Here is a 25828-nt window from a genome sequence, read left to right as displayed (position 1 = left end):
TCATATTTTACAATACAATTTCCCGAACCGATAAAAACTCGGCCACCGCTTGATTAAAAGTTTCAGGTTCCCCTAAAAATGCCCAATGATTACCCGGTATTTTTTTAATCTCTAGAGAAGTTAAATACTTTTTATAGGATTGAATTTGCCAAGCAGTGCGATTTAATCCCTGTTGGGGAAGGACTAATAAACTGGGAATATCTAAAGTTTTAGTTAATCCGGCAAACCCCATGACATCCTCAAAAATTTCCCCCCGTGCCGATAAAGTAAATTTACTGCTCCAACTGCCATCAGCTTTTTGTTCGATGGCATTTTTAAACACCTCTTGCTGTAGATTTGACCAACCTTTATATTGTTTTAATTGACGAGCGATCGCTTCTAGGCTCTGATAACTATCAAAGGAACGAGTAATCTTTAAAAAGGGCAAAACCTGATAGAGAATTGGAAAAGTTATCCTAATCCAACCGGGCATTTTATCGATAAAAAAGGGATCGACTAAAATTAAACTCTTAAATACTTCCGGCTGTTGAGTTGCCCAAATTGCCGCTATTTTAGCACTCCAAGAATGACCTAAAATATGTGCTTGTGTCCAACCTAAATGATTAATTAAAGCCCTTAAATCGCCGATATAATCCTGAAAGTGATAACCGGTTGCCGGTTTACCGCTTTCCCCATGTCCCCGCAAATCTGGGGCAACAACTTGATAATTTGAGCTTAAATAATCGCCCAAACTTGACCAAACCAAAGCATGATCCGCCATGCCGTGCAATAATAGTAGAGGCATACCTCGATCGCTCCATTGTAAATAGGAAATTGCCATCGAGTTATTGGTAAAAGTCTGGCGTTGCGGCATAAATTCTCGGCTGATTTTTAATCTATAATTTAAATATCACTTAATAAAACTTCATACAATGGCACTACAATCGCCGCTCACTGGTACTAGCTTAGAACAATTGTCTTGGACATGGCAAGGTCACACCATCCCCTACACCGTGCGGGGAGAAGGACAACCCCTAGTCTTAATTCACGGTTTTGGGGCATCTATCGGTCATTGGCGCAAAAATATCCCGGTTTTAGCGGAAAATGGCTATCAAGTCTATGCCCTAGATCTTTTGGGATTTGGGGGTGCGGATAAGCCCGCTTTAGATTATGGTCTCAACCTTTGGCAGCGGCAAATACAGGACTTTTGCAGGGAAAAAATGGCAAGACCGGCGGTATTTATCGGTAACTCCATCGGGGGACTGATTACCTTAATGCTGATGGCAGAATCTCCCGAAATCACGGCTGGAGGAGTAATTATCAACTGTGCCGGAGGATTAAACCATCGTCCCGAAGAATTAAATTTCCCTTTGCGTTTAATCATGGCTGCCTTTACCGGTTTAGTTAGTTCTCCCGTGACAGGAAAGTTTATTTTTGAACAGGTAAGGCAGAAAAATCGCATCCGTAACACCTTAAAACAGGTTTATCGCGACCATACCGCGATTACCGAGGAATTAGTCGAAATCCTCTATCAACCCTCCTGTGATGCGGGTGCGTGGGGAGTGTTTGCATCAGTGTTGACAGCACCCCCCGGACCTTCTCCCCAGGAATTATTACCGCAAATCGATCGCCCTTTATTGGTACTCTGGGGAGAGGATGACCCTTGGACACCGATCGCTGGTTCGGTAATTTACCAAGAAAGAGCTAAAATGGGTGATAATACCCAATTTTATCCGATTGCCAAAGCCGGTCACTGTCCCCACGATGAACATCCCGAAAAAGTTAATCAATTAATTTTGAGTTGGCTGTCGGAAATAGAGAGCTAGTCAGTTATCGGAGAAATCTGCCAATCGGGGCGAAGATTTTTCGCTCCTCGTAGATAGATGTGCTGCATTTCCCCTTGTAGTTTGGGAGTATTAACGTGGAGAATTACGCGAATACACTTGTCCAGACTACCAGCGACCTGCATCTGTTGCACATCGAGGAGGGGGACATTTTGCCAGTGGGGACGTTCGCGAGCGATAGCAGCGGGGAAAATCGCATCTAAATCCTGAGTTGCCGTAAAGATAACACTAACAATATCATCGGGATCGAGACTATTGTGGATTTCGATCGCTTCGAGGAGTTCTGTTACTGCTTCTCGTATAGCTTCAATAGTATTAGCCGTTACCGTCGTCGCTCCCCGAATGGCTCGAACCTTCCACTGCACGATTGTCATCCTCCGCTAATCCTGATGAGTCAATTTTAGGGGTTAACGCGCCCTTTTTCTCGACTTTAATCTGGCCATCAGGGTCGGTATAACCACAATAGTTGTCCGTTAACTTCCAATTCAAATTCTAGACGCTGTAGGGTTGTTTGTAGCCCTAGGGGTATTTGGGAACGATTACCCGTCAGACGACTGAGGAGGGGTTTCGGTTCTTCGATAGTCTGACATTTAGTTTTATCTGGGGGTAATCCTGCCAATTCTAGCGCCCAAAGTCGGGCATCTTCCTCGGTTCCCAGGCGATCGACCACTCCCAATTCTAACGCCTGTTGGCCGGTAAAAATGCGCCCATCGGCAAAACTTTTCACCTGATTGACATCTAAATTTCTCGCTCCGGCGACGGTTTGCAGAAATTGCTGATAACTGGTATCGATCATATCCTGGAGAATTCTTTCTTCTTCATCAGTTAATTCTCGATCGAAGGAGAGAATATCTTTATAAGGGCCTGATTTAATCACTTTAAACGAAACTCCCACCTTATCCAACAATCTTTCCAGATTGTTCCCCCTCAGGATAACACCGATCGAGCCGGTAATCGTGCCGGGGTTAGCCATAATATAATTAGCCCCCATACCGATATAAACGCCACCAGAGGCGGAAATATTGCCAAAACTAGCGATTATTTTCGTGTTTTTTTGTAACCGCTTCAATGCTTCATAAATTTCTTGGGAATCCCCACGGTTCCCCCGGGGGAGTCAATGCGGAGAAGTAGGGCGGGATATTGCCTTTCTTTGACGATTTCTAGGGCTTTTAAGACTCTTTTGCGGGTATCGGAGGCAATTGCACCTGTAATTTCTATTCGAGCGATTTGTTTGCGGGTTTTCGGTTTAAAAGGCCAGACCATCAGGTTTAAATATCTCTAAAAAAAGGACTCTTTCTAATCTAACGCTTTGATCGTTCCAGGTTAAGCAGACATTATTACATTTTCGGCCAACGCGATCATTGGTGTCAACTGAAGGACATAGCCCCCCAATTTCTTGAGAGAGCGCATCTCTTTCCCTGTGTCGTTTCCTTTCAGCTTTAACTAAGCCAAAAAGTTTAGCTCGCTTGGCTAAATAACTGACCACATCAGGGTTTTCCCCTCTAGTGACTGCTTTAGCCACATAGTATAAACTGGGAAAAACCATCGCCACTGAAATTTTTTCTTTGGGCTGACTAAGAGCCATCGCCACCTGTCCGACTAAAGGATTTAAAACCGGATAAAAAATGAGAGTAGCCAAAATTTGAATTTGTACCCCCTGGCGATGTCCAACCCATAAATAACCTAATTCTAACAATCTCTTGGTTAAGAGAAAAGCCGACTCTATCTGCCATCTTCGACGGTACAAATCACACAATTCTTGAGCAGAAAGCTGCTCAGGAGAGAGAACATTAGTCATAACATTTTCCTAAAGTAATGGCAGATATGCTTAGTTGCCGTCACCACCAAAATCTCTCCCACAAAGGGAGAGGCAGTAAAATGCCTGCCACGAATAAAGAAAAATAGTGTAAAATTTTCATGGCATATAGTTCTCAAAGTCTTCGATAGGATTATCAAAACTGTCAAGCATTTTAACTATTCGTTTTGCGCCTCCATATTGAGGACGCTTAAGCGGCTATCGTGTTATCTATCAGCTTAAAGACAATAGTTGTGTTTTGATGCTCCTCATCTATGCGAAATCTGAACAAACAGACATCCCAGCGCAGCAAATTCGAGATATCATTAATAAATTTGACAATTCCTAGAAGCATTAAGAGATGCCAAAAACAAACCCCCTCAAGATTGAATGAAGGGGCATTTATAGTATTTTTAGAGGTAATTTAGCCTACTTTTGTGGTTTCTTTTTCAGTGGATTGAGAGGGTTTTAGTTGGCAACTGATAATAAAGCCTCTTCTATTGGCTTTGGTAACTCAATAGCATGAAACCGATTCACAGAAAAAGCGTAATCTTCACCACTTTCATCAATAACCCGAATTAGACTGTTTATTTCTGCTGTCTCATCAGGGATAACGCGGTATATTTTGCCCACCTCTAGTGAAGCTTCGTAGCCTTCATTATTGAGACAAACTACGAACTGATTTGTTGGAGATGACTCTATGTTCATGGTCAATCTAGAAACGGTAACTTGAGCTTAAATTCTTTTTTGCCGATGCCATGAGCTTCATACCAATGGACTTCAGCTAACCTTACTATACCATTGGCAAGCTGAACTTGGGCTATGCCCTTTAATTTTCTCCATTTACCTTTGCCATACTGTTTTTGCAACCGTTCCCGATTACGAATTCCTGTTCCTGTGGCAATAATCTCGATATTCGTAATATCGCTGATAATCTCAAAGTCCACGATCGATCAAGCAATCTTAAAGAGTGGCCTTCTATTATAGCATCTATTGCCAAAAAAGAGATATAAAAAAAACAAACCCCCCTCAAGATTGATTGAAGGAGTATTGATGGTATTTTTAGAGGCAATTTATCCTATTTTTGTGGTTGCTTTTTCAGTGGATTTAGAGGGTTTTAGTTGGCAACTGATAATAAAGCCTCTTCTATTGGCTTTGGTAACTCAATAGCATAAAACCGATTCTTAATGTGTAAAATGTGTAAGGGGAAGAGACGCAAAAAATAAACCTGCTCAACTGACTAAATGAAGGGGGTTATGATATCATTCCAATAGGAAGGGATAGATAGGGTTATAGCCATGAGTATTGATATCTCCGATGAAATTCTCAGTGCAACACGCATGACTGAAGCTGAGATGAGGCAGGAAATTGCGGTCATGCTCTTTCAAAAAGAGAAGCTCACCCTTGCTCAAGCGAGTCGATTTGCAGGAATGAATCGTATTGCTTTTCAACACCTACTTGCAAGTCGTCAAATTCCGGTACACTACGATGTCGAAGATTTTGAACAGGATATTAAGAACTTACGGGAGATGGGAAGATTGTGATTGTTGTCAGTGATACATCCCCTATCAACAATCTTGCCGCCATTAATCAACTTCATCTGCTACAACAACTTTACGAAATAGTTTTTATTCCCGAAGCAGTTTATCGAGAATTAACTGAGCCTGATTTTCCGGTAGCAGGTTCAATAGAGGTACAAACCTTAGATTGGATTCAAACTCGAACGGTAACTAACCGCACAGTGATTGAAGCTCTTGCAGATGAACTAGATAAGGGAGAAGCTGAGGCTATTGCTTTAGCACTTGAGTTGGGAGCAGATCAAGTTTTGATTGATGAGCGTCGTGGTCGTAGAATTGCTGCTAGACTTAATCTTCGATACACAGGAATTCTGGGCATTTTAGTTGAGGCGAAGAATCGAGGGTTAATCTCTGAGGTGAAACCCTTGCTAGACGCTTTGATTGATCAAGCAGGATTTTGGGTGGCTGCACCTTTATACAGCAGTGTTTTACAGATTGTTGATGAAGAAAAAAATAAACCCCCTCAAGATTGAATGAAGGGGTATTTATGGTATTTTTAGAAGCAATTTAGCCTACTTTTGTGGTTTCTTTTTCTGATGGTTTGGATGGTTTTAGTTTGCGCTTAAGGGTTGAAGCTGCGCTAGAGCCGAAGGTGATGATACTCAAACTGTTATTTTTTGTACTGTAGATTTTTTGGTTATTTCCTTAGGATGTCTGAACAATTGACCTTCATTTTGGTAGAAAACTTCATAATCCGGGGCCAGTTCAAGACGTAACTGTTTCCATAAACTAATTCCTTCTTGTTTAAAATCCATTTCAGCTTGCTGATTAGGAAAATCTGATAAAGGTGGATAGTCTTGATTTAAAGTCTTATCGTAAGTATCCTGCCATGGGTTTAAACGCTGAATAGTTGCTTGACTTAATGGCAATTCTTCAGGAGCAATGTTATCAATTTCATCTACTCCCCAAAGTGGGTAACTTCCATAATCTGCCCAAAGTTTTATTCTGATTGCCATAACTATCATTCCTGAATAAGTTTATTAATTAATCGAGCCGTAGCGACTGTCTTGATTGTCAAGGGGTAACTCAAAAAACAATCAAGGAGTTGCTGTCGAACCTAAAATCTCAAGCCAGAAAAAAGCGCAGCAAAAACTAAGTCGCTCAGGTTAAACCAAAGCAAGCGCAACCCTTGATCAGAGATAACAAAAAGTGTGAATCTCTAGGAACAAGGTGGTAAATTGTCAGCAAGCTGCCAAGGCTGATTTTGGCGAACCATTGCATTAAGAATAACTAAGATTTTCCGCACACAAGCAGTCAGAGCCAGTTTTTTTGATTTACCGCGTCCGACTAGGCGTTCGTAAAAGGTTTTAATCACCGGATTATGACGCATAGCTACCACCGCTCCCATGTAAAGAGTCGCCCGAATCTGAGCGCGACCTCCCTGAATCATTCGCTTACCTTTATGTTGACCACTATCATGATTAATCGGTGCGACACCGACTAAGCGAGAGATTTGTTTGGCGGTTAATTGACCGAGTTCTGGTAAGTCGGAGACGAGAGTAGTAGAAATTACTTGACCAATCCCCGGCACGGTTTTGAGTAAATTGACTTTCTCGAGCCATTGTTGGTTAGCTTGGGTCAATTCCTCAATTTCTTGATTGAGTTTTTCGAGGCAGTTATCGAGATACTCAAGATGGGCTTCGATATCGACCAAAGCTTTACCGCGAGCGCGTTCCCGTCGGTTTTTTTCGGCAGTCCGCATCTCGACAAGTTGCCGGCGACGACTAATTAAGTCGCCCAATTGACGAGATTCTTCCGACTCAACCGCTAATATTTGCGGTTGCATTGCTTCGCCAAAATGAGCTAAAATTTGAGCGTCAATGGCATCGGTTTTGGCTAATTTACCAGTGGCTTTAGCAAAGTCTCTTCCTTGACGGGGATTGATTAAGGCTACAGGTAAATCCGCTTCTTGTAATTGAATCACCAGTTCAGTTTCTAAACCTCCTGTTGCTTCCAGAACGATGAGGTTGACAGTGTAGGATTTTAGGGTTTCGACCAGTTTAGATATGTCCTCCTTTGTGTTAGCAACTTTCATCGCTTTACTGAGGGGACGAAGGTAAACATCTAGGGTCGCTTTACTAATGTCAATGCCTACCCATTGAGAGATATTTTCCATGATTAAACCTGAGAAATTGGCGGGATTAATGGTTCTTTTGGAGAGCATCCCCTTGATTTTACTCATCCTTGCCCGATACGGTCTCTTAGCTTAACAATTGATTGTTTTCGCCACGACCCCGGCGACTGTTCGAGTTTTGTCAGGGAGATTATGGTGGTGACCCTTGCTACGAAGCGGTCTTTTCCGACCAAGGTTGGGACGGTCTACCACCTCTCTCAATATACAAGGTTGGGTTGAGCTATCATTATTGCTCAGGTATTACCAATCGGCTCAAAAGGCGAAACCCAACAAAAATTGTGAAAATATTCCAGGAAGTTGTTGGGTTTCCTTGCGTCAACCCAACCTACGAGTCTTTATTCAGTGAACAGTTAACAGTTAACCGAGGTAATATATTACCTCCATTCAACTGAGAAATTAGAACCTACTAATCGCAGATAAACGATTCTTCCGGGCAAATTTCCTTTAAAGAGAATTTTTCCGTTAATGGGGACTCTAGAAGGCATATCTGTCATATATGCTTGATCACCTGGACTTATTGCTCCAATAATGCACCGCGATCCCTTCAATTGCTTGCCGGTAGAATCAATGATGATAGAGTCTTTGGGATAAAAATAAAGATCTCTGACTTCCCCTAAGTTTGCAACCATAAAAGTACAAACTACAGAATTATTGTCTTTATTACAATTCTGAATCTCGAAAGCAAAACCATTGCTTACACGTCTCGAATTACGGGCTTGAGCAATATCATCGTGATTCTGATAGAAGTTAGAAGATAAAGCTGTAGTTAAGGCTAAAATTGGTAGCCATCTGAAAAATCCTTTTTTCATCACCATTCGCTACTCAGTACATAAGTGTTCGCCCCCTCGCAGCTAGGTGAAGCAACAACCTAACCCAACCATAAAGGAAACTAAAAACAACAATACACTCCCCCCCCCACAACTGTATTAAAAGCTACAATTTAATAAATCTTTACATTCCTGTCCCTCATGGCTTACGCTGGTATCTGTACTACTCCCTTGACAGCATCAGGATTTTCAGTGATCTGGGGATTTGATTGACACTCTAGCTAAAATGTCAGAAAATGAGGGCATAAAAACAATTCGATGGAGTCAAGAAAAGAACAGACAACTTCAACAAGAACGAGGGCTAACATTTGAGATGGTCGTTACAGCAATACAACAAGGAAATGTCCTAGAAGATCTCGTCCATCCCAATGTTACTAAATATCCTAACCAGCGCATGATGGTGGTAAGAATTGGTAGTTATGCTTTTCTGGTTCCCTATATAGATTCGCCATCAGAACTATTTCTCAAAACAATTATTCCCTCAAGAAAAGCGACAAAGAAATATCTTGGACTCCAGAAAAATAATGACTAAGCTTAATCAAGAAGAACAAGAAATTCTCGATTCTTATGAAAAAGATGAGTGGCTTTCTGTCACCACACCAGAGAGAATCACCGAGATACAATCCTATGGGAAAGCTACCCTAAATAAGGATAAGAAAGTTACTTTGCGTTTGTCTTCCCTTGATCTGGATGCTCTTCAATCTAAAGCAATAGAGGAAGGTATCCCCTATCAGACACTTATCTCTAGTATCCTGCACAAATATATCACGGGTGAGCTAGTTGAAAGTAATTTCAAAAAAGGGTAAACCAAAACAACGCAACCCAACACCAAGAGACACATTCACACATACTACCCGACAACTGTATCAAAAGCTACAATTTAATAAATCTTTGCATTCCTCTCCCTTCAGATTTTGGGGTTTTTGGGGAGTTCAAGAGCTTGGACTTGTACAATAAGGTTGTACAAGTCTTCCCTAAAAATCATGTTAAGCAAAGAAACCACCTACTCTCAGGCGAGAATGAATTTAGCCAGTATCTTAGATCAGGTGTGTGACGAATCTCAAATTATCGTCATTAAGCGTCGCAATCAGAAAAATGTGGCGTTAATTGCTGAAGATGAGCTTTCCAGTTTATTAGAGTGTGTTTATTTACTGCGATCGCCAGAAAATGCCCAACGCTTATTTCGCTCTTTAGCATGGACCCAGACAGAAGATGCAACTCCTCAAACATTAGCTGAATTGAAAGAGGAGTTAGGAATTGAGTCCTAAAAGAGAAAATAAGCCAGATAAACCTAAAAACAATCCTATTCATGGTTATTTGCCCGTTTTTAGTCCTGATTTCAAAGCAGATTTAGCTTGGTGGTATCGGAACGAACCGAAAAAAGGCGATAAAATCTTAGACTTAGTAGCAGATATTTTGGATGGCGATCCGTTTACAGGATTGGGTAAACCCGAACCTCTTAAGTATATTGCTGCCGACACTTGGTCACGACGGATCGATTTAGAGCATCGTTTGGTTTATAAAGTCACAGGAAATAAGGTTTATTTTTTACAAGCTCGCTATCATTATCAATCAGGCTAAACTCAGACAAACCCATCAAGGACTGTTACAGGAGAAAGGGGACAAAGAACGTAGAGGGGGACAGTGAAACAACAAACATTTTCTACTCCAAGTCTGTAGCCTAAGCTACAATTTAATAAATATCTACATTCCTCCTTTCTCCTGTCGATCCTAGACATCAACCTAAAAGTCGGCACTTAAAGGGGTGCGGGGGAAAGGAATCACATCGCGAATATTGGTCATTCCCGTCATGAATTGTACCAGACGCTCGAATCCTAAACCAAAACCGGCGTGGGGAACGGAACCGTAGCGACGCAGATCCAAATACCACCACAAATCATCGGGATTCATTCCCTGTTCCTGCATTCTTTGGATTAATACATCTAATCGTTCTTCCCGTTGGGAACCGCCGATAATTTCGCCGATCTTGGGCGCTAAAATATCCATAGCGGAAACGGTTTTATTATTGTCATCTAGACGCATATAAAAAGCTTTGATTGTCTTGGGATAATTAGTGACAATCACGGGTTTTTTAAATAGTTCCTCCGCTAGATAACGTTCGTGTTCTGACTGTAAATCTAAGCCCCATTCTACCGGAAACTCGAACTGACGATCGGCTTTTTCTAATAACTCGATCGCTTCGCTGTAGGTAATCCGGCCAAACTCACTATTAACGATATTCTCGGCCGTACTTAACACCGTTTTATCGATACGTTCGTTAAAAAACTGCAAATCTTCGGGACAATTTTCTAAAACGAATTTAAAGATATATTTGAGAAAAGCTTCCGCTAAATCCTGATCCCCTTCCAAGTCACAAAAAGCCATTTCCGGTTCCACCATCCAAAACTCGGCCAGATGACGGGAAGTATTAGAATTTTCGGCGCGAAAAGTCGGGCCAAAAGTGTAAACATTAGATAAAGCCATGGCCATTACTTCCGCTTGTAATTGTCCACTGACGGTTAAATAGGCCCGTTTACCAAAGAAATCCTCGGCAAAATTGGCGGGTTTTTTTAAATCTAAACTGGTGACAGTAAATAATTCTCCCGCACCTTCGCAGTCGTTAGCGGTAATAATGGGAGTATGTACCCAAATAAAGCCCTTTTCTTGGAAAAAACTGTGGATAGCGGTAGCGCAAGCGTTTCTAACCCGCATTACTGCTCCTAGGGTGTTAGTTCTTGCTCGCAGATGGGCAATGGTTCTCAGAAATTCAAAGGAATGACGTTTTTTTTGTAGGGGATAATCCGCAGGACAGTCACCATAAAGGGTGATTTCGGCCGCTTTTAACTCGATATTTTGCCCTTTACCCGGGGAAGGAACCAAATTTCCCGAAACAGCGATCGCCGCTCCTGTACTAATTGCTTTTAGTACATTTTCATAATCGGGTAAAGTCGGTTCGAGGATAACTTGTAAGTTGGCCAGGGATGAGCCATCATTAACTTCCAGGAAAGTAAATTCTTTTAATTCTCGTTTTGTTCTCACCCAACCCTGCACGGTGACGGATTGATCCGGTTGTCCTGTCTGAAAGATTTCCTTGATTCTGGTAGTCATCGCGTATCCCTATGTTAAGTGGGTGAGTGGAATTAAATATAAGATGAACGTAGGTTGGGTTGAAGCATGAAACCCAACGCCAGATTATGTTACGCTACCGCTAACCCATCCTACAAATAATTGTGTCTCCCTACTTAGAACCAAAGAGTAAGTGGGTGGGTGGAATTAAATATAAGATGAACGTATGTTGGGTTGAAGCATGAAACCCAACGGCCGCATGGGTTACGCTACCGCTAACCCATCCTACAAATAATTGTGCCTCCCTACTTATTTTAGAATAGAAGGTTCAGATCAGGCTAAAATCAATCTCGAACAGGTCTCATGCTTCTGGTGGAAAAATTATTAAGTAAGCCCAAAAGCCGTAAATTAGCGATTTTTTTGGCTTTTATCGGTAGCATTCTCGCTTTACCCTTTCCTATCGCTGGTATTCATAAATTCTATCTCGGTCAACCTCTCTGGGGAATTATTTATCTTCTCCTCTGGCAAACTCCGATTCCCCGGGTGGCTTGCGCGATCGATGCGGTGTGGTATTTAATCCAAGATAACCAATTTTTGGCTAACTATTTTCCCACTGCCACCGCTGCTGCCACTGTCCCCAGTTTAGAGCCTAAACAAGTAGAGGCGATCGGGGCAGCTTTAAGGGAATTAGAGCGCCTCCGGCAAGAAGGATTAATTTCTGAGTACGAATTTGAAGAAAAACGGCGACAATTACTACAATGACACCGCAAAACTGGTTAGGACGCACTTTTAACCCTTTAAAAGCCAAAATTAGCAATGATCCCTATTATCGCTTTCGTTCCCTCGATGAGATCGCTATGGCGGCACAATTGGGCATTAAAATTAATGTCAGTCAAGCGGGTGTGGATGATTGGCTGCGATTGCCGGGGATATCCATCCATCAAGCGCGAATGTTGGTGGAATTGTCGGGTATGGGGGTAGAATTGCTTTGTCTTGAAGATCTAGCCGCTGCTTTGAGTGTTCCTGTGGCTAGATTGAAAGCTTGGGAGCCGATTCTAGAATTTGCCTATTATAGTCCCGAAAGTCACCTCGCACCCCCTAAAATCAATCCTAACACCGCTTCGATCGAGCAGTTAACCACCTTACCCCTGATCGGCGATAATTTAGCAGCTGCCATTATTAAAAGCAGAGAAGAACAGGGATTATTTAAGAATATTGTGGATTTTAAAGGGCGTTTATCCCTAGACGCTCAGGAAATCTCCCAATTAATGCACTTTTTCCAGTTTTAATCCCAAATACTCAGGAAAGGAGACAGGAGACAGGAGACAGGTTTTAGGTGTTGGGGGTTGGGGTTTTGGGGTTTTGGGGTTTTGGGGTTTTAGTTCAATTTCCCCATTTCCCCATTTCCCACTTCCCCATTTCCCACTTCATAATTCATAATTCATAATTCATAATTCCCACTCCCCACTTCCCTGCAAATCTAAATGTCTTCAGATTCCTCCGCATCACTAGGGGGAACTAGGGCGACAGCAGCGATCGCATCGTCCTCATCGAGTTTTTGTACCCGGATACCTCCGGCCGATCGCGATTGGGGAGTAATAGCATCGACGGATTGACGGATGATAATGCCCCGTTCGGTGATAATCATAAATTCCTCGTTGGGGTTAACAACGTGCAGAGCCGCTAATTTATCGTTCTTTTTGCGGAATTTAATCACTCTGACTCCTAATCCCGCCCGATTTTGCAGACGTAGGAGGGTAACGGGAACCCGTTTTCCTAGTCCTGCCATGGTAATCGCTAACACCCAGGGGCCATTATTAGCCACTTCGGGGTTAATTTCTTCGCTTTCGTCCTCGGTTTCTTCTTGGTTAGATTCAGCGATTTGGGCGACAATTTGACTAGGCAGGATGTCCATACTAATTAATTCGTCACCTGAGCGCAATTTCATCGATTTTACGCCTTTAGTTGCCCTTCCCAAGGAGCGCAATTGTTGACTATCGGCCTTAAAATGAATTGCCATCCCCTGACGAGAACCGATAATGACGCTATCTTCCTCTTTAGCCAAGCGAACCCAACGTAGTTGATCACCGTCTTCGAGAGAAATGGCGATTAAACCGTTTGATCGAATATTACTAAAGGCAGCGAGGGCGGTTTTCTTGATAAATCCCTTTTGTGTGAGCATAATCAGGTAATTATCCTCGCTGAACTCGCTGACTGCCACCACCGAGGTAATTTTCTCCCCTTTGGGAATCTCTAACAGTTGCACGATGGGAACGCCGCGAGCGGTACGGGAACCGGTGGGGATATGATAGGCATTGAGACTATAGACAACCCCGCGATCGGTGAAAAAGAGGACGCTATCGTGATCGCGGCAGGTGATAAAGTGATCGATGCCGTCGTCTTCTTTCATTTTTGCGCCAGCTTTGCCCCTTGTCGCCCGATTTTGGGACTCAAAGGTATTAACGGGCATTCTTTTGATGTAACCCTGTTCAGTGACGAGAATTAAGGCCTGTTCGTTGGCAATCAGGTCAGTTTCGGCGATTTCTCCTTCCCGTTGTTCAATATGACTGCGACGGGGGGTAGCGTGAATCGTTTTGATCTGTTGCAGTTCTTCCTCGATAATGCTGTCGATCCGTTCTTTTCTGGCTAAAATATCCTGAAGATCGCCGATTTTTGTCAGTAATTCCCCGTGTTCTTGCTGAATTTTCTCCGATTCTAGGGCGGTTAACCGTCGCAGCTGCATTTGTAGGATTGCGTCCGCTTGCACCTCTGAAAGACCAAAATTCTGCACTAATCCCTCTTTTGCACTAGCTGTGTCGGCAGCACTGCGAATTAGGGCAATGACTGCATCGAGACTAGCGAGGGCAATTAGTAAACCCTGAAGGAGATGATCCCTTTCCTCGGCCTTGCGGAGTTCATAACGGGTACGACGGGTGATAACTTCTAGGCGAAAATCGAGGAAAACCCGAAGAAACTCCCTTAAAGTCAGTAATCTCGGTTCGTTATCGACTAATGCCAACATATTCGCCCCAAAATTCGACTGGAGGGGCGTTTGTTTATAAAGATTGTTGAGGACGACGCGGGGATAGGCATCTCGTTTCAGTTCGATCACCACCCGGATGCCGTCGCGATCGCTTTCGTCCCGCACATCGGAAATACCGTCTATTTTGCGATCATTGACCAAATCGGCGATTTTTTCGATTAATGCCGCTTTATTGGTTTGATAGGGCAGTTCGGTGATGATAATAGCATCTCGATCGGGTCTTCCCCTTTGTTCGATGGTTTCAAAGGAGGCGACTCCCCGCAGGGTAATGGAACCCCGGCCGGTGGTGTAAGCTTCCTGAATGCCGTCTCTGCCAAGGATATGCCCCCCGGTGGGAAAGTCCGGCCCTGGGATATAACGCTGTAATTCCGTATCGGTGAGATCCGGGTTATGGATGAGGGCAACGGTTCCATCGATAATCTCGGCCAGGTTGTGGGGGGGAATATTGGTGGCCATACCGACGGCGATCCCCGATGAGCCATTAATTAGCAGTTGTGGGACTCTAGAGGGTAAAACCACGGGTTCCTGTTGGGAACCATCGAAGTTATCGGCGAAATCGACGGTTTCTGACTCGATATCCTGTAGTAGGGCGTTGGTGGCCAGGGTGTGCAGACGACACTCGGTATAACGCATGGCCGCCGGGGGATCGTTATCGATCGATCCGAAGTTACCATGACCGTTAATCAGGGGATCGCGCATGGAGAAATCCTGGGCCATGCGGACGAGAGCATCGTAAACAGCAGTATCCCCGTGGGGATGGTATTTTCCTAATACTTCCCCGACGACTCTAGCGCATTTGCGGAAGGGGCGATCGGGGGTTAATCCTAGTTCGTACATCGCGTAAAGAATGCGCCGGTGTACGGGTTTCAGTCCGTCCCTAGCGTCGGGCAAGGCTCGCCCGACGATGACGCTCATGGCGTATTCTAGGTAGGAACGGGACATTTCATTGCTTAAGTCTGTGGGGACGACATGATCCTGGGCGGCGGTCATAGGGGGGTTAACTCCAATAACAAGGCAAAAAAAGCGTTTTTGTGATTAAATTCGCTAAAAGTCGGGTTTTTACCCTTTTGATGTGCAGAATATGCCCATTTGTACGACTATTTTACCATAAAATCCCTCTTTTTTGGGGTTTAGAATAGTGTCAAGTCAGTAGTGGTCGCAGATACCTTGGCTGGGATGGACGGGTTAATGGTTTGCTATCCTCTTGACAGAGATTGCAGAAAGTCGAGAAGATCTTTAAAAGAAGGACAACAAGTGGCACAAAGTTCTAAATTTAGCTTTTGGGCTAGTTCAAGATTCATGTTGGTACTATAACGGGGTTTTCTATTTTCACCGATTGACAATTTGATCAATTCTTCTTTCGGTTTGATAATTAGGTGAGGGTTTGGGTGAGCTTTTCCCTTGCCTCGTCCCACATATTTAACAACTTCTGGATCAGACCAAAACCAAGCCTCTAATTCTTCTATTGGGATGCAGATATATTTCCTGATACCATTAATATTAGAACAGCTTAATTCTAAGTGATCTCGCAATCGTTTTTCATCGTTAAGAGAGTTATTCTTGGGATTACGATCTAAATCATGAACAATGATAAAAGCATCACATCCTTCCCTTGTCATCACTTTAAGTTTTGCTGACAGTTTTCTCTTTAATGTACTAGAGGATTTAGATGCCCAAGATTTTGTCCTAGTATTTGTCCCCAGCACGCGATGGATAATTTGACGAAACACATCGCAGTCCGTCTCATCTTCGGCAATTATGGCGATCAAGTTACTACTCATCGAGAATACCACTGTAAATCCAGTCTCCTAAATCTCCTTCTTCACAGAGGTACTCGACAACTTTTTCAATCTCTCCTTCTTCTAGTTTCCTAACACTTGTCCGTCCCTGGTTACGATAAACTAAGCTAATATTTTCTGGCTTTGTCCAAGCTACTACTTGTGGTGAATGAGTTGATATAATTAAATTTTCATCCCAAGTATAGGATTTAATTTCATTTAATAATTTTGCTAACATTGCGGGATGTATTTGTGTTTCTGGCTCCTCAATTATGGTTGTTGCATTAGGATGGTGAGCAATTATTTCGATCAGAATTGATAAAACTCGCAAGGTGCCATCGGAGAGTAATCCAATATTGACTCCATCTAATAATACTGAAGCGATGTACTCTTCGTCTTTACCTTGGACTGTCTGTCCAGAATGCTCACTCAAAACAAACTTCTGCACAGTGATTTTCTTGGCAAGTCTTATTCGTTGACAAACATTTTCTAGTTCATCAAAATCATCCGTACCCACCCAACGAAATATTCTCCGAGCTAGAGTATCTGCTAGATCAAATCGACTGGCAGAAATCTTCTTACTTGTCACCTTTAATAAAGAAGGCTGTCGTCTTGATGTGCGACGGATAGGAGCTTTGCCAAGAAGACGAATCCCTTTGAAAATAGCATAAACCCACTGCATTTCTGGAGGTAAATTTAGCGATGAATTTCCAGGTATATTTGACTGTCGCAGCGAGGTAGTATTGCCAAGAATAGCAAATATTGGCTCACCATTATTATTAAAGCTTGTTAGTCCAAATTCGGTTTTCCAGAGAAGTTCTTGATCTCCATCAATATACTGACAATAATCATTCCAAGAAAAGGAATTTTCCAAGGAATTATCGTTAGTGGTATCATCTATGTCTGTATCTAGATCGTCCATAGAAAAGGGGATGATTAGCTCATACCTGTATCCTAAGCGCCGGTTAGTCGGTGTTAGAATTTCAACCTGCAAAATTGAGGGAATGCTATCACTATCAATCATCCGAGAGCCGATCGATCTACCGATAGCACAGGATGAGATGGCTTCAAATCCTTCTAGGATAGCGGATTTCCCCGCACCGTTTCTCCCCACTAATACCCCAACTTGGTTAACTAGGGATAGGGAAACTGGACCACCTAGCACACCCCAACCATCGAGGGTAAAAGATAATAGTCTAGGCTGGTTCATATTAAAACAATTCTAGTTTTTGGGACTATACAGGGCTTTATTAGTTAATTATATCCAATCTATCTGATCTTCCCTCAGTTTTCTGGGCTGGTGGCTGGCGATCGCATCTGAAGACCACTTTTAGCAGTTTTTCCCTCGATAATTTAGGATAAAATAAAAATGCGATCGAGAGTTAATACCATGGCCCGATCGGCAGCTCAAGAATCGATGATAATTGAGATTAATGATCCCTTAACTCCAGCGAAGACTATTAACCTGATTTTCCCAGCGCAAAAATTACCCCAAAATGCTTACTCCTCTCCTCTGGCAAAGTGTCAATCCCCACCCCGATAATCTGGAGAATTTCCAAATTATTAGCCAATGGTGGCAAGATTTAAATCTTAAGGAAGTCTTCTGGCAACAGCGTTTAATTCCCGATACTGGCTCTCTGGAAGATATTAATTGGGAGCAGCAAGGTTTTGATGAAAAGTTTAGCATCCAAATGCCTCAAATTCGGGGGATTACCCTCTATTGGCATAAATCTACTTTTGCTGACGAAAGAAGCATGACACCTAAACAATTAATTTTAGATCGGGAACGGGAGCAATTAGACATTTATCCTCAATCCCAACCTAGTTTAGTTATTCGGGTGACGAAACCCCATCCAGTTTATCAAAAATTCGAGCTAAAAAATCCTCTCCTAGTCGGCAAAAAAGCGGAAAGTGAATATATTTTACTGATCAGGGATAAAGAACAGCAAATAGAAGTTAAAATTAATCTCAGTCCCGAAAATTATCGGCAATTTCTAGAAACCATGACCGAGGATCAATAAATAATGTGGCAGGGAAACCTAGAACTAATTTACAAGCAAAAAAATCTCGCAACCGAGATTAATCACGTCTATGCTACCGCCCCTTTAAAAGTACAAAGACCTTTTTATCCCGAAGGAAAAAACCTTTGTCATACGGTGATTTTACACACGGCGGGGGGAATAGTTGGGGGTGATGTTCTGCAACAAAAAATTCATCTCCAAGCCGCTACTAATGCCCTGATTACCACTGCTTCTGCTGGAAAAGTTTACCAGAGTAACGGTCAGATGGCACAGCAATTAATCGAGATTAAAATCGATGACAATGCCGGGTTAGAATGGCTACCCCAAGAAACAATTATCTTTAATGGTGCAGCATTTCGCCAACATTTACGAGTGGATTTAGGGGAAAATAGCAGTTGGCTGGGATGGGAAATTACCCGTTTTGGCCGCAGTGCGCGAGGCGAGAAATTTTTAGCGGGAGAATGGCATTCTAATTGGGAAATTTGGCGATCGGGACAACCTTTATGGATTGATCGATCCTTCCTGTTGGGTGGTAAAATGATCGAGGGATTTTCTGGTTTAAATAATAGTGCCATGATCGGTACTTTAGTTTATATCGGTCAACCGGTGGGAAGAAATTTAATCGAGAAAGTGAGAGATTTTTCCCTAGAAGGAGAGATGGGAGTTACTAGCACTTTAGGAGATGGTCTTTTATGTCGTTATCGGGGCAATTCTAGCGGTGAGGTGCGACAATGGTTTCAGCAGGTTTGGCAAATTTTAAGACGAGAAATAAGCGATCGAGAGGCAATTATTCCGCGAGTTTGGTTATCTTGGTAAAGGCGGTTAATTGTCATTTTCTCAAGTCACTTGAATGCCTGTATCGGTGATTGGGGCTATCCAAAATTGTAGATCGGGAGCGACGAGAATTTCCCGGGCCTCTTTAACGATAGTTTCCGCCACTTCCTGAGATGAACAGAGAGTAAAAACCGTCGGGCCAGAGCCTGACATCATCGTTCCCAAGCCGCCTAAATCCCCTAGAACCTGTCTTAACTCGGCTACGAGGGGAAATTCGGGTAAAACCACCTTTTCGAGGTCATTATGGATAAATTTGCCGATAGCGGCTGGTTTTTTCTGTGCGATCGCTTGTACCAAAGCCCCGGAACTCACCTGCTGACGACGGTGATGAAAGTCCTCTGGAGAAGACAGATAGGTATCCTGAAATTTTTGCCGATAGCTTTGGTAGGCCCAGGGTGTAGGAACGGATAAATGATCGTATTTAGCTAAAATAACCCATAATCCGGTTAGAGGAGCGATCGGATCGAGAATTTCTCCCCTTCCCGTACAGATAACCGTTCCTCCTGTCACACAAAAGGAAGTATCGGACCCCAATCTTGCCGCTAAAGTTTCTAATTCCGGACGGGTTAAGCCTAATTCCCAGATTAAATCGATACCGACTAACACCGCCGCCGCGTTGGTGGAACCCCCCGCTAAACCGGCAGCCACGGGAATATATTTCTCGATGGTGATATCGATGCCGCCGTAATTGGCAAAGACGCGGGGGAATTCCTTCGCCATCAAAGTGGCAGCCCGATGGGCGAGATTACTGCTATCTTGGGGGACGAGGGGATGAGAGCAAAAGAGACGGAATTCCTGCAATCCGTTCGGCCGGAGAGTGATGCGATCGCATAATCCCACCGTCTGCATCACCATGACTAACTCGTGGAAACCATCAGGGCGATCGCCAACGATTTCTAGATATAAGTTAATTTTAGCGGGGGCTAGAAGGGTATAACTGTGCATTTGTCAAGGAAAAAAATCTAAAATTTTGGCAATTGACCTAATTTTTCCGCCAAGTCAATCCATTGCGATAAACTGAGATCTTCGGCGCGAGCGAGGGGATTAATTTCTAATTGTGTCAGGATTTGGCTTAATCGATCGCTATCTAGACAATTTTTTAGATTATTGCGTAACATTTTGCGCCGGTTGGCAAAACCCCAGCTAATTAAAGTGGATAAAAAAGCCGGATTACTGACATTATTAGGCAAAACACGGGGTAAAAGCTGAATTACCGCCGAATCCACTTGGGGAGGTGGAGAAAAGGCCCGCCGGGGTACGTCACAAATCCATTGACAATCAGCAAGGTATTGAATGCGGACGCTGAGAGCGCTGTAAGCTTTGCTGGAGGGGACAGCGACTAATCTTTCGGCGACTTCTTTCTGGACTAAGAGGGTAATACTCTGGTACGGGGGGGTGAAGGGATGGGCGATCGAACCGAGCAGCTTTTCGAGGATCGGACCGGTGATATTATAGGGAATATTAGCCACTACTTTATTAACTGGCGGCAGTTGCTCGGGTTTAAGGCTAAGAAAGTCCCCCGGGATGAGATGAAAGTTATCTTGTTGGCCAAATTTTTTATTTAAAATTGTCCATAGATCTCGATCGATTTCTACAGCGACAACCAATTGAGCGCCATCGAGAAGACGACGGGTTAAAATGCCTGTACCAGGGCCGATTTCTAATACCCGATCCTCTGATTGTAAATTAGCAGCGCCGATGATGCGATCGAGTATCGATTCATCTTTTAACCAATGTTGTCCAAAACGTTTACGCGGTTGAATTTTCATCCCTCTATTTTAAAGTCAGAGGGTTGTCCTCGACAATAACACCCCTGAAAATATGGGCCATGCGATCAATAACCGCATCAATTATCATAGAGCCTAGACAAAGATAGCAAAAAAATTAGATACAATGTCAGATTTGAACGATGTTTTCGCAATTGTAGCCGGAGCGGTTCCGGGGGCGTTATCTCGTTATCATATTACCGAATGGACAAAAGCAAAATTCGGCTTGCGCTTTCCATCTGGAACCTTTATTATTAACTTAACTGGCTGTCTAGCTATCGGCTTTTTTTGGGCTATTTTACCCAGTGTTCCCTTTTATTCCCACGAACTAGATTTAATGGTGAGAACGGGATTTTTAGGAGCTTATACCACCTTTTCTACCTATAGTTTAGATATATTGATCCTCTGGCGCAATCAGCAAAATTTTCTCAGTCTTTTTTTTGCCGTTGCTAGTATCATTTTCGGATTGATTGCCGTGAGAATCGGGGCAGCTATTGCCCAATTTTTTCTAGGTTAAGTAGGTAGGCGTTAAAAACTATCAGATGCCCCCCCTTATCAAGGGGTGATTAAGGGGAGATCGAACCTAAAATCCATTTTAAATTTAATTATAACCAGCTACTTAATTCTCCAATTTATTGACTATTGAAGGACAGGAGAGACAGCATGAATTTTTTCAGGGGACGTTATAGTTTATTCGTGGCGATTGGGGCTATTTTTGGGGCTTTGAGTCGTTTTTATATCGGAGAATTAATTGACAGTATTTTCGGTCAAGAATGGGGATTTTTGGGAACATTTTTTGTCAATGTTTCTGGTTGTTTAATTATTGCCTATATTTTTACTATGGTTAAGGAAAATATTCGCATAATTGCCCCAGAATTAGGATTGATGATTGCCACGGGTTTTTGTGGTTCCTATACAACTTTTTCCGCCTATAGTTTGGAGGTTAACAAGTTTTTAGAGCAGGGAAACGTGACTTTCAGTTTAATTTACTGGTTGGGCAGTGTTCTTGGGGGGATGATGGCGCTTAAAATTGGAGTTATTTTAGCAAGAACGGGGTTTCCTAGATGAGTTATTAAATAGATTTTGCATCAGATGCCCCCTGCCCCGGCTCTTCTAGGTTCTGTGTGATAAGTTTAATTGACATAGGATCGATCGATCTTTGTGTCCTCTGTGTCTTTGTGGTTCGTTCCACCCCCTCGCTCTTGAGAAATGTATCTTAGAATACATTTTACCCACCAAAGCTGGGAGAGCCCTGCCCCTAGGGTTGATTCATAGTAGGGTTGATTCATGAATCAACCCTACTACCTTAATAAGGGGGATGTCTGACAACTTTTAACACCTAACTACTTAAGCATCTCAGCACAATTGAGACCATTTTTTTCCTTTCCTACTCAGTGTTAATAAGTAATGTCTCCATTGGTTTGAAACCAATCGATGGCATCGGCTAAAGCTTGTCTAATCGGCGATTGGGGTAAGCCTAGTTCTTGCACTGCCTTCGAGGAATCGTAGTACATGGACTGTTTTGACATTTTCACGCCATCAAGGGGTATAGAGGGGGATTTTCCGAGGACAGGAAGAACTTTTTCATCTAACCAAGCTATTAGTAAAGGAATCCAAAAAGGTAAAACAATTTTCGGGGCATTTATGCCGGTAATTTTGGCTAATTCTGTCAACAAAGTTTTTAAAGAAGTGTTTTGATGACCTAAAATATATCTTTCGCCAGTTCTGCCCTTTTCTAAAGCTAATAAATGTCCCCAGGCCACATCGCGCACATCAATTAGATTTAATCCCGTATTCACATAAGCGGGCATTTTTCGTCGCAAAAAACGGAGAATAATGTCGCCGGTGGGTGTAGGCTTAATATCAAAGGCTCCTATGGGCGTACTAGGATTAACTATAACGATATCCTGTCCTCTTTGTGCTGCTTTCAATGCTTCCTGTTCTGCCCAATACTTCGATTTTTTATAATAACCCACTAATTGATGGGCGGGACTTTGATAAGTTTCATCGACACTTTCACCCTTTTTACCCACTCCAATAGCGGCCACGGAACTGGTATAAACTATTCTGGTAATTCCCGCTAGATGCGCCGATTCTAGAACATTTCTTGTACCTAAAACATTGTTTTGGTAGAGTTGATGTCTATCCTTTTGCCAGAGAGAATATTGTGCCGCTACATGAAAGAGAACTTCGCATCCGACCATTAATTTAAATAAGTTCTCATCATTTAAATTACCCCAGACAATTTCGATATCTAAACCCCACAAATTTCTGAGATTACTGTGGGGACGGACGAGGACGCGCACTTGGTAGTCTTCGACTAAAAGCAATCGCACTAAATTCGCCCCGATAAAACCCGTTCCACCCGTCACAAAAGCACGCATTGCTCAAACTTTCCCCTATTTTCGCTTCCTATCGGTAACTGACATTTAATCACCTTAACTTTATTATTACTATACCTTAATCTTAGTCAAGATTTAAGCTTTTCTTGATATAATTTTGGGTCTGGTTATCTTAAACTAAGAGCAGCCAATCTTCAGTAAAAACACTCCTATGGATACATCTTCAGACACGAGTTTTGTTTGTCCGATTATCATCGAAGACGACAGAACAGGATTAGACACAGAAACTATCCGACGGGCTTTAAGGGATAATTTACTCTATATTCAAGGTAAATTACCGGAATTAGCCAGCAAAAACGATCTTTACATGGCCCTAGCTTATACCATCCGCGATCGTTTATTGCAGCGTTGGTTAACCACCCAACAAACCTATCTAAAAAAAGATGTCAGAACCGTTTGTTATCTCTCGGCCGAATTTTTAGTCGGCCCCCATTTGGCTAATAATTTAATTAATCTCGGTATCTACGAACAAGTGCAGAAAGCTGTCAGCGAATCGGGATTAAAACTAGAAGAATTAATTGCTCAGGAAGAAGAACCGGGGTTAGGAAATGGTGGTTTAGGTCGTTTAGCGGCCTGTTATCTCGATTCCCTTTCTACCCTAGAAATTCCAGCTATTGGTTACGGTATTCGCTACGAATTTGGTATCTTTGATCAAGAAATTCACGACGGTTGGCAGGTGGAAATAACCGATAAGTGGTTACAGTATGGAAATCCCTGGGAAATTGCCCGACCGGAATCATCGGTAGAGGTAAAATTTGGCGGTTATACCGAATCCTACATCGACGAAAATGGTAATTATCGCAGTCATTGGATTCCCGATTATGTAGTCAAAGGAATTCCCTACGATACCCCAATTCTCGGCTATCGAGTTAACACCGCTAATACCATGCGTCTCTGGAAATCAGAAGCTTGTGAATCTTTTGATTTTGGTCGCTTTAATCGTGGCGATTATTATGGCGCGGTGGATAATAAAGTTCACTCGGAAAATATCAGTAAAGTTCTCTATCCTAACGATGAACCAATTCAAGGCAAAGAACTGCGTTTAGAACAGCAATATTTCTTTGTTTCCTGTTCCCTACAGGATCTGATTCGTATTCACTTACATGAGAACCCCAGTCTCGATAATTTTCATCAAAAATGGTCGGTACAATTGAATGATACTCACCCTTCTGTGGGGGTAGCTGAGTTAATGCGCTTGTTAATTGATGTACATCATTTCGATTGGGATAAAGCTTGGTTTATTACTCAAAATACCTTCGCTTATACCAATCATACTCTTTTGCCAGAAGCTTTAGAAAAATGGCCTTTGAGTATTTTTGGTCGTCTTTTACCGCGATTAATGGAAATTATCTACGAAATTAACCATCGTTTCTTGGATAAAATTCGCATTATTTATCCCCATGATGATGGCAAAATGTCCCGTTTGTCTATAATCGATGAAAGCGGCGAAAAATACGTCCGTATGGCTCACCTCGCCTGTGTGGGTTCCCAGGCAATTAATGGGGTGGCAGCTCTCCATACAGAATTACTAAAAAAAGATGTTCTTCGCGATTTCTATGAACTCTTTCCCGAAAAGTTTAGCAACAAAACCAATGGGGTTACTCCCCGACGCTGGATAGTTTCTAGTAATCCCCGCTTGACTTTTGCAATTACCGAAAAAATCGGCGAAAATTGGATTAAACATCTGGAGGATTTACGCGGTTTAGAAAACTATGTGGATGATGGGGGATTTCGGGACTCTTGGCGACAAATTAAATACGATATTAAGGCAGATTTAGCCAATTATATCGATAAAAAAGTCGGCATTAAAGTTGATCCTAGTACCCTCTTTGATGTGCAGGTAAAACGCATTCACGAATATAAACGGCAACATCTCAACGTCTTACATATCGTCACTCTCTATCATCGCCTCAAAAATAATCCCAATCTCGATATTACCCCCCGTACCTTTATTTTTGGTGGGAAGGCAGCCCCGGGTTATTTTATGGCGAAATTAATCATTAAATTGATTAATTCTGTGGCGGAAGTGATCGATAATGATCCGACGATTGGAGGACGTTTAAAAGTGGTTTTCCTCCCCGATTATAATGTCACCTTCGGTCAACGGGTTTATCCAGCTGCCGACTTGTCCGAACAAATTTCCACGGCTGGGAAAGAAGCTTCGGGAACTGGTAATATGAAATTCTCTATGAATGGGGCTTTAACTATCGGCACTCTCGATGGGGCAAATATCGAAATTCGTGAAGAGGTGGGGGCGGAAAATTTCTTTCTTTTTGGATTGACAACCGAGGAGGTTTATGCTAAGAAAGCCGCCGGTTATAATCCCCAAGAATACTATTACCATAACGAAGAATTGCGGGCAGTATTAGACCTCATTGGTTCGGGATTTTTTAGCCGGGGTGATAGTAGTTTATTCCGCCCGCTTGTGGATAATCTTATCTACAATGATCCCTATATGTTACTGGCCGATTATCAGTCCTATATCGATTGTCAGGAAGGAGTCGGTCGTGCCTATCAAGATCAAGAACATTGGAGTCGTTTAGCGATTCTTAATGTAGCCCGCATGGGTAAATTCTCTAGCGATCGATCGATTCGGGAATACTGCGAGGAAATCTGGCGGGTACAACCGGTAAAGATTGAATTACCCGATTATATTCAAGCTAATGCCGGTTTATCGGTAAATTAGAACCAATCTAGGCAGTGGGAGCGTCTTCATCGATCCTACTGCCCACAGGATAACCAGCCTTGAGCGACTCTAATCT

29 protein-coding genes and 2 pseudogenes are annotated in these 25828 nt (G+C 42.7%); 15 read left to right on the top strand and 16 right to left on the bottom strand.

All coding sequences use genetic code 11. The annotated features are described in order from the left end of the window. Positions 1-7: 7 nt before the first annotated feature. Positions 8-853, bottom strand: a complete 846-nt coding sequence (locus B5D77_RS05795) for an alpha/beta fold hydrolase (protein ID WP_008205275.1) — start codon at positions 851-853, stop codon at positions 8-10. 58 nt (positions 854-911) lie between these two features. Here B5D77_RS05795 and B5D77_RS05790 point away from each other — a divergent pair, with 58 nt between their 5' ends. Next, entirely contained in the window at positions 912-1805 is an 894-nt protein-coding gene (locus tag B5D77_RS05790) for an alpha/beta fold hydrolase (protein WP_106908453.1), read from the top strand. On the opposite strand, the gene aroH is transcribed toward B5D77_RS05790, so the two are convergent. The 3 genes and pseudogenes from aroH to B5D77_RS05775 all read right to left on the bottom strand — a co-directional run bounded on the left by aroH (position 1802) and on the right by B5D77_RS05775 (position 3621). Continuing rightward, positions 1802-2197 carry a chorismate mutase gene (gene aroH / locus B5D77_RS05785; RefSeq protein ID WP_008205272.1) on the bottom strand — a complete coding sequence of 132 codons (396 nt, stop codon included), beginning with the start codon at positions 2195-2197 and terminating at the stop codon, positions 1802-1804. The genes B5D77_RS05790 and aroH overlap by 4 nt on opposite strands. A gap of 68 nt (positions 2198-2265) precedes the next feature. Beyond that, positions 2266-3086, bottom strand: a pseudogene (gene sppA / locus B5D77_RS05780) (signal peptide peptidase SppA). Then, the gene (locus B5D77_RS05775; protein WP_008205267.1) at positions 3070-3621 is read right to left on the bottom strand and encodes a hypothetical protein; all 552 of its coding nucleotides are present in this window, start codon (positions 3619-3621) and stop codon (positions 3070-3072) included. The pseudogene sppA and the gene B5D77_RS05775 overlap by 17 nt, the downstream one beginning before the upstream one ends. Before the next feature lie 202 nt (positions 3622-3823). Between B5D77_RS05775 and B5D77_RS27975 the strand changes: the two are divergent. Then, positions 3824-3967, top strand: a pseudogene (locus B5D77_RS27975) (type II toxin-antitoxin system RelE/ParE family toxin); the annotation flags it as partial. 119 nt (positions 3968-4086) lie between these two features. On the opposite strand, the gene B5D77_RS05760 reads toward B5D77_RS27975, so the two are convergent. Continuing rightward, entirely contained in the window at positions 4087-4326 is a 240-nt protein-coding gene (locus B5D77_RS05760) for a hypothetical protein (protein WP_008205265.1), read from the bottom strand. A gap of 2 nt (positions 4327-4328) precedes the next feature. Beyond that, positions 4329-4565 (bottom strand): hypothetical protein, encoded by a 237-nt coding sequence (locus tag B5D77_RS05755; protein ID WP_072926254.1) that lies wholly within the window; start codon positions 4563-4565, stop codon positions 4329-4331. 351 nt (positions 4566-4916) lie between these two features. Here B5D77_RS05755 and B5D77_RS05750 point away from each other — a divergent pair, with 351 nt between their 5' ends. Both B5D77_RS05750 and B5D77_RS05745 read left to right on the top strand, forming a co-directional pair. Continuing rightward, positions 4917-5162 (top strand): UPF0175 family protein, encoded by a 246-nt coding sequence (locus tag B5D77_RS05750; RefSeq protein ID WP_002748168.1) that lies wholly within the window; start codon positions 4917-4919, stop codon positions 5160-5162. After that, complete coding sequence (locus B5D77_RS05745) at positions 5159-5668, top strand: DUF3368 domain-containing protein (RefSeq protein WP_008205259.1); 510 nt, start codon at positions 5159-5161, stop codon at positions 5666-5668. The genes B5D77_RS05750 and B5D77_RS05745 overlap by 4 nt, the downstream gene beginning before the upstream one ends. A 129-nt stretch (positions 5669-5797) precedes the next feature. Here B5D77_RS05745 and B5D77_RS05735 read toward each other — a convergent pair whose 3' ends face one another. From B5D77_RS05735 to B5D77_RS05730, 3 genes are all read right to left on the bottom strand, one after another. Continuing rightward, entirely contained in the window at positions 5798-6151 is a 354-nt protein-coding gene (locus B5D77_RS05735) for a hypothetical protein (RefSeq protein WP_106908452.1), read from the bottom strand. Between the two features lie 203 nt (positions 6152-6354). Then, positions 6355-7311 carry an IS110 family transposase gene (locus tag B5D77_RS26485; RefSeq protein ID WP_216362947.1) on the bottom strand — a complete coding sequence of 319 codons (957 nt, stop codon included), beginning with the start codon at positions 7309-7311 and terminating at the stop codon, positions 6355-6357. A gap of 392 nt (positions 7312-7703) precedes the next feature. Next, complete coding sequence (locus tag B5D77_RS05730; protein ID WP_106908451.1) at positions 7704-8144, bottom strand: hypothetical protein; 441 nt, start codon at positions 8142-8144, stop codon at positions 7704-7706. A 238-nt stretch (positions 8145-8382) separates the two neighbouring features. Between B5D77_RS05730 and B5D77_RS05725 the strand changes: the two genes are divergently transcribed. The 4 genes from B5D77_RS05725 to B5D77_RS05710 all read left to right on the top strand — a co-directional run bounded on the left by B5D77_RS05725 (position 8383) and on the right by B5D77_RS05710 (position 9737). After that, a complete protein-coding gene (locus B5D77_RS05725; protein WP_002779895.1) occupies positions 8383-8688 on the top strand; it encodes a hypothetical protein in 306 nt (101 codons plus the stop codon). Continuing rightward, positions 8681-8962: a hypothetical protein gene (locus tag B5D77_RS05720; RefSeq protein ID WP_002779898.1), complete on the top strand. Its 282-nt coding sequence runs from the start codon at positions 8681-8683 to the stop codon at positions 8960-8962. The genes B5D77_RS05725 and B5D77_RS05720 overlap by 8 nt, the downstream gene beginning before the upstream one ends. Before the next feature lie 177 nt (positions 8963-9139). After that, positions 9140-9424, top strand: a complete 285-nt coding sequence (locus B5D77_RS05715) for a type II toxin-antitoxin system Phd/YefM family antitoxin (RefSeq protein WP_012264090.1) — start codon at positions 9140-9142, stop codon at positions 9422-9424. Next, positions 9414-9737, top strand: coding sequence for a Txe/YoeB family addiction module toxin (locus B5D77_RS05710; protein ID WP_002771556.1), 324 nt, complete (start codon positions 9414-9416; stop codon positions 9735-9737). The genes B5D77_RS05715 and B5D77_RS05710 overlap by 11 nt, the downstream gene beginning before the upstream one ends. Positions 9738-9899: 162 nt before the next feature. Here the strand turns inward: B5D77_RS05710 and asnS are convergent, their stop codons facing one another. Further along, positions 9900-11264, bottom strand: coding sequence for an asparagine--tRNA ligase (gene asnS / locus B5D77_RS05705; protein ID WP_106908450.1), 1365 nt, complete (start codon positions 11262-11264; stop codon positions 9900-9902). Positions 11265-11585: 321 nt separating this feature from the next. Here asnS and B5D77_RS05700 point away from each other — a divergent pair, with 321 nt between their 5' ends. Together B5D77_RS05700 and B5D77_RS05695 are read left to right on the top strand one after the other, a co-directional pair. Continuing rightward, positions 11586-11984 carry an NINE protein gene (locus B5D77_RS05700; RefSeq protein WP_002788179.1) on the top strand — a complete coding sequence of 133 codons (399 nt, stop codon included), beginning with the start codon at positions 11586-11588 and terminating at the stop codon, positions 11982-11984. Further along, entirely contained in the window at positions 11981-12511 is a 531-nt protein-coding gene (locus B5D77_RS05695) for a ComEA family DNA-binding protein (RefSeq protein WP_008205245.1), read from the top strand. The genes B5D77_RS05700 and B5D77_RS05695 overlap by 4 nt, the downstream gene beginning before the upstream one ends. A gap of 191 nt (positions 12512-12702) precedes the next feature. Here B5D77_RS05695 and gyrA read toward each other — a convergent pair whose 3' ends face one another. The 3 genes from gyrA to B5D77_RS05675 form a co-directional block, all read right to left on the bottom strand. After that, on the bottom strand, positions 12703-15255 hold the full coding sequence (gyrA, locus tag B5D77_RS05685) for a DNA gyrase subunit A (protein WP_008205242.1): 2553 nt from the start codon (positions 15253-15255) through the stop codon (positions 12703-12705). A gap of 206 nt (positions 15256-15461) precedes the next feature. Continuing rightward, positions 15462-16046 (bottom strand): DUF4276 family protein, encoded by a 585-nt coding sequence (locus B5D77_RS05680; protein ID WP_002751824.1) that lies wholly within the window; start codon positions 16044-16046, stop codon positions 15462-15464. Further along, positions 16039-17253 (bottom strand): AAA family ATPase, encoded by a 1215-nt coding sequence (locus tag B5D77_RS05675; RefSeq protein WP_106908449.1) that lies wholly within the window; start codon positions 17251-17253, stop codon positions 16039-16041. The genes B5D77_RS05680 and B5D77_RS05675 overlap by 8 nt, the downstream gene beginning before the upstream one ends. 286 nt (positions 17254-17539) lie before the next feature. Here B5D77_RS05675 and B5D77_RS05670 point away from each other — a divergent pair, with 286 nt between their 5' ends. Together B5D77_RS05670 and B5D77_RS05665 are read left to right on the top strand one after the other, a co-directional pair. Continuing rightward, on the top strand, positions 17540-18064 hold the full coding sequence (locus B5D77_RS05670; RefSeq protein WP_106908448.1) for a hypothetical protein: 525 nt from the start codon (positions 17540-17542) through the stop codon (positions 18062-18064). Positions 18065-18067: 3 nt separating this feature from the next. Next, a complete protein-coding gene (locus B5D77_RS05665) occupies positions 18068-18880 on the top strand; it encodes an urease accessory protein UreD (protein ID WP_008205233.1) in 813 nt (270 codons plus the stop codon). Positions 18881-18901: 21 nt separating this feature from the next. On the opposite strand, the gene ispE is transcribed toward B5D77_RS05665, so the two are convergent. Both ispE and rsmA read right to left on the bottom strand, forming a co-directional pair. Next, positions 18902-19843 (bottom strand): 4-(cytidine 5'-diphospho)-2-C-methyl-D-erythritol kinase, encoded by a 942-nt coding sequence (ispE, locus tag B5D77_RS05660; RefSeq protein ID WP_008205231.1) that lies wholly within the window; start codon positions 19841-19843, stop codon positions 18902-18904. Between the two features lie 17 nt (positions 19844-19860). Beyond that, the gene (gene rsmA / locus B5D77_RS05655; protein ID WP_008205229.1) at positions 19861-20667 is read right to left on the bottom strand and encodes a 16S rRNA (adenine(1518)-N(6)/adenine(1519)-N(6))-dimethyltransferase RsmA; all 807 of its coding nucleotides are present in this window, start codon (positions 20665-20667) and stop codon (positions 19861-19863) included. A gap of 124 nt (positions 20668-20791) precedes the next feature. On the opposite strand from rsmA, the gene crcB (B5D77_RS05650) reads away from it, so the two are divergent. Together crcB (B5D77_RS05650) and crcB (B5D77_RS05645) are read left to right on the top strand one after the other, a co-directional pair. Beyond that, a complete protein-coding gene (crcB, locus tag B5D77_RS05650; RefSeq protein WP_106908447.1) occupies positions 20792-21181 on the top strand; it encodes a fluoride efflux transporter CrcB in 390 nt (129 codons plus the stop codon). A gap of 146 nt (positions 21182-21327) precedes the next feature. Beyond that, complete coding sequence (gene crcB, locus B5D77_RS05645; protein ID WP_008205224.1) at positions 21328-21732, top strand: fluoride efflux transporter CrcB; 405 nt, start codon at positions 21328-21330, stop codon at positions 21730-21732. A 329-nt stretch (positions 21733-22061) separates the two neighbouring features. On the opposite strand, the gene hpnA is transcribed toward crcB (B5D77_RS05645), so the two are convergent. Then, positions 22062-23048, bottom strand: a complete 987-nt coding sequence (gene hpnA, locus B5D77_RS05640) for a hopanoid-associated sugar epimerase (protein ID WP_106908446.1) — start codon at positions 23046-23048, stop codon at positions 22062-22064. Between the two features lie 169 nt (positions 23049-23217). Here hpnA and B5D77_RS05635 point away from each other — a divergent pair, with 169 nt between their 5' ends. Next, entirely contained in the window at positions 23218-25752 is a 2535-nt protein-coding gene (locus tag B5D77_RS05635; RefSeq protein WP_106908445.1) for a glycogen/starch/alpha-glucan phosphorylase, read from the top strand. The last annotated feature ends 76 nt before the right edge of the window (positions 25753-25828 follow it).

It is taken from the genome of Microcystis sp. MC19 (assembly GCF_003019735.1).
In the GTDB taxonomy this organism is placed as follows: Bacteria; Cyanobacteriota; Cyanobacteriia; order Cyanobacteriales; family Microcystaceae; genus Microcystis.
Note: the sequence above shows the minus strand (reverse complement) of the source record. Positions and strands in the feature narration are given on the sequence as shown.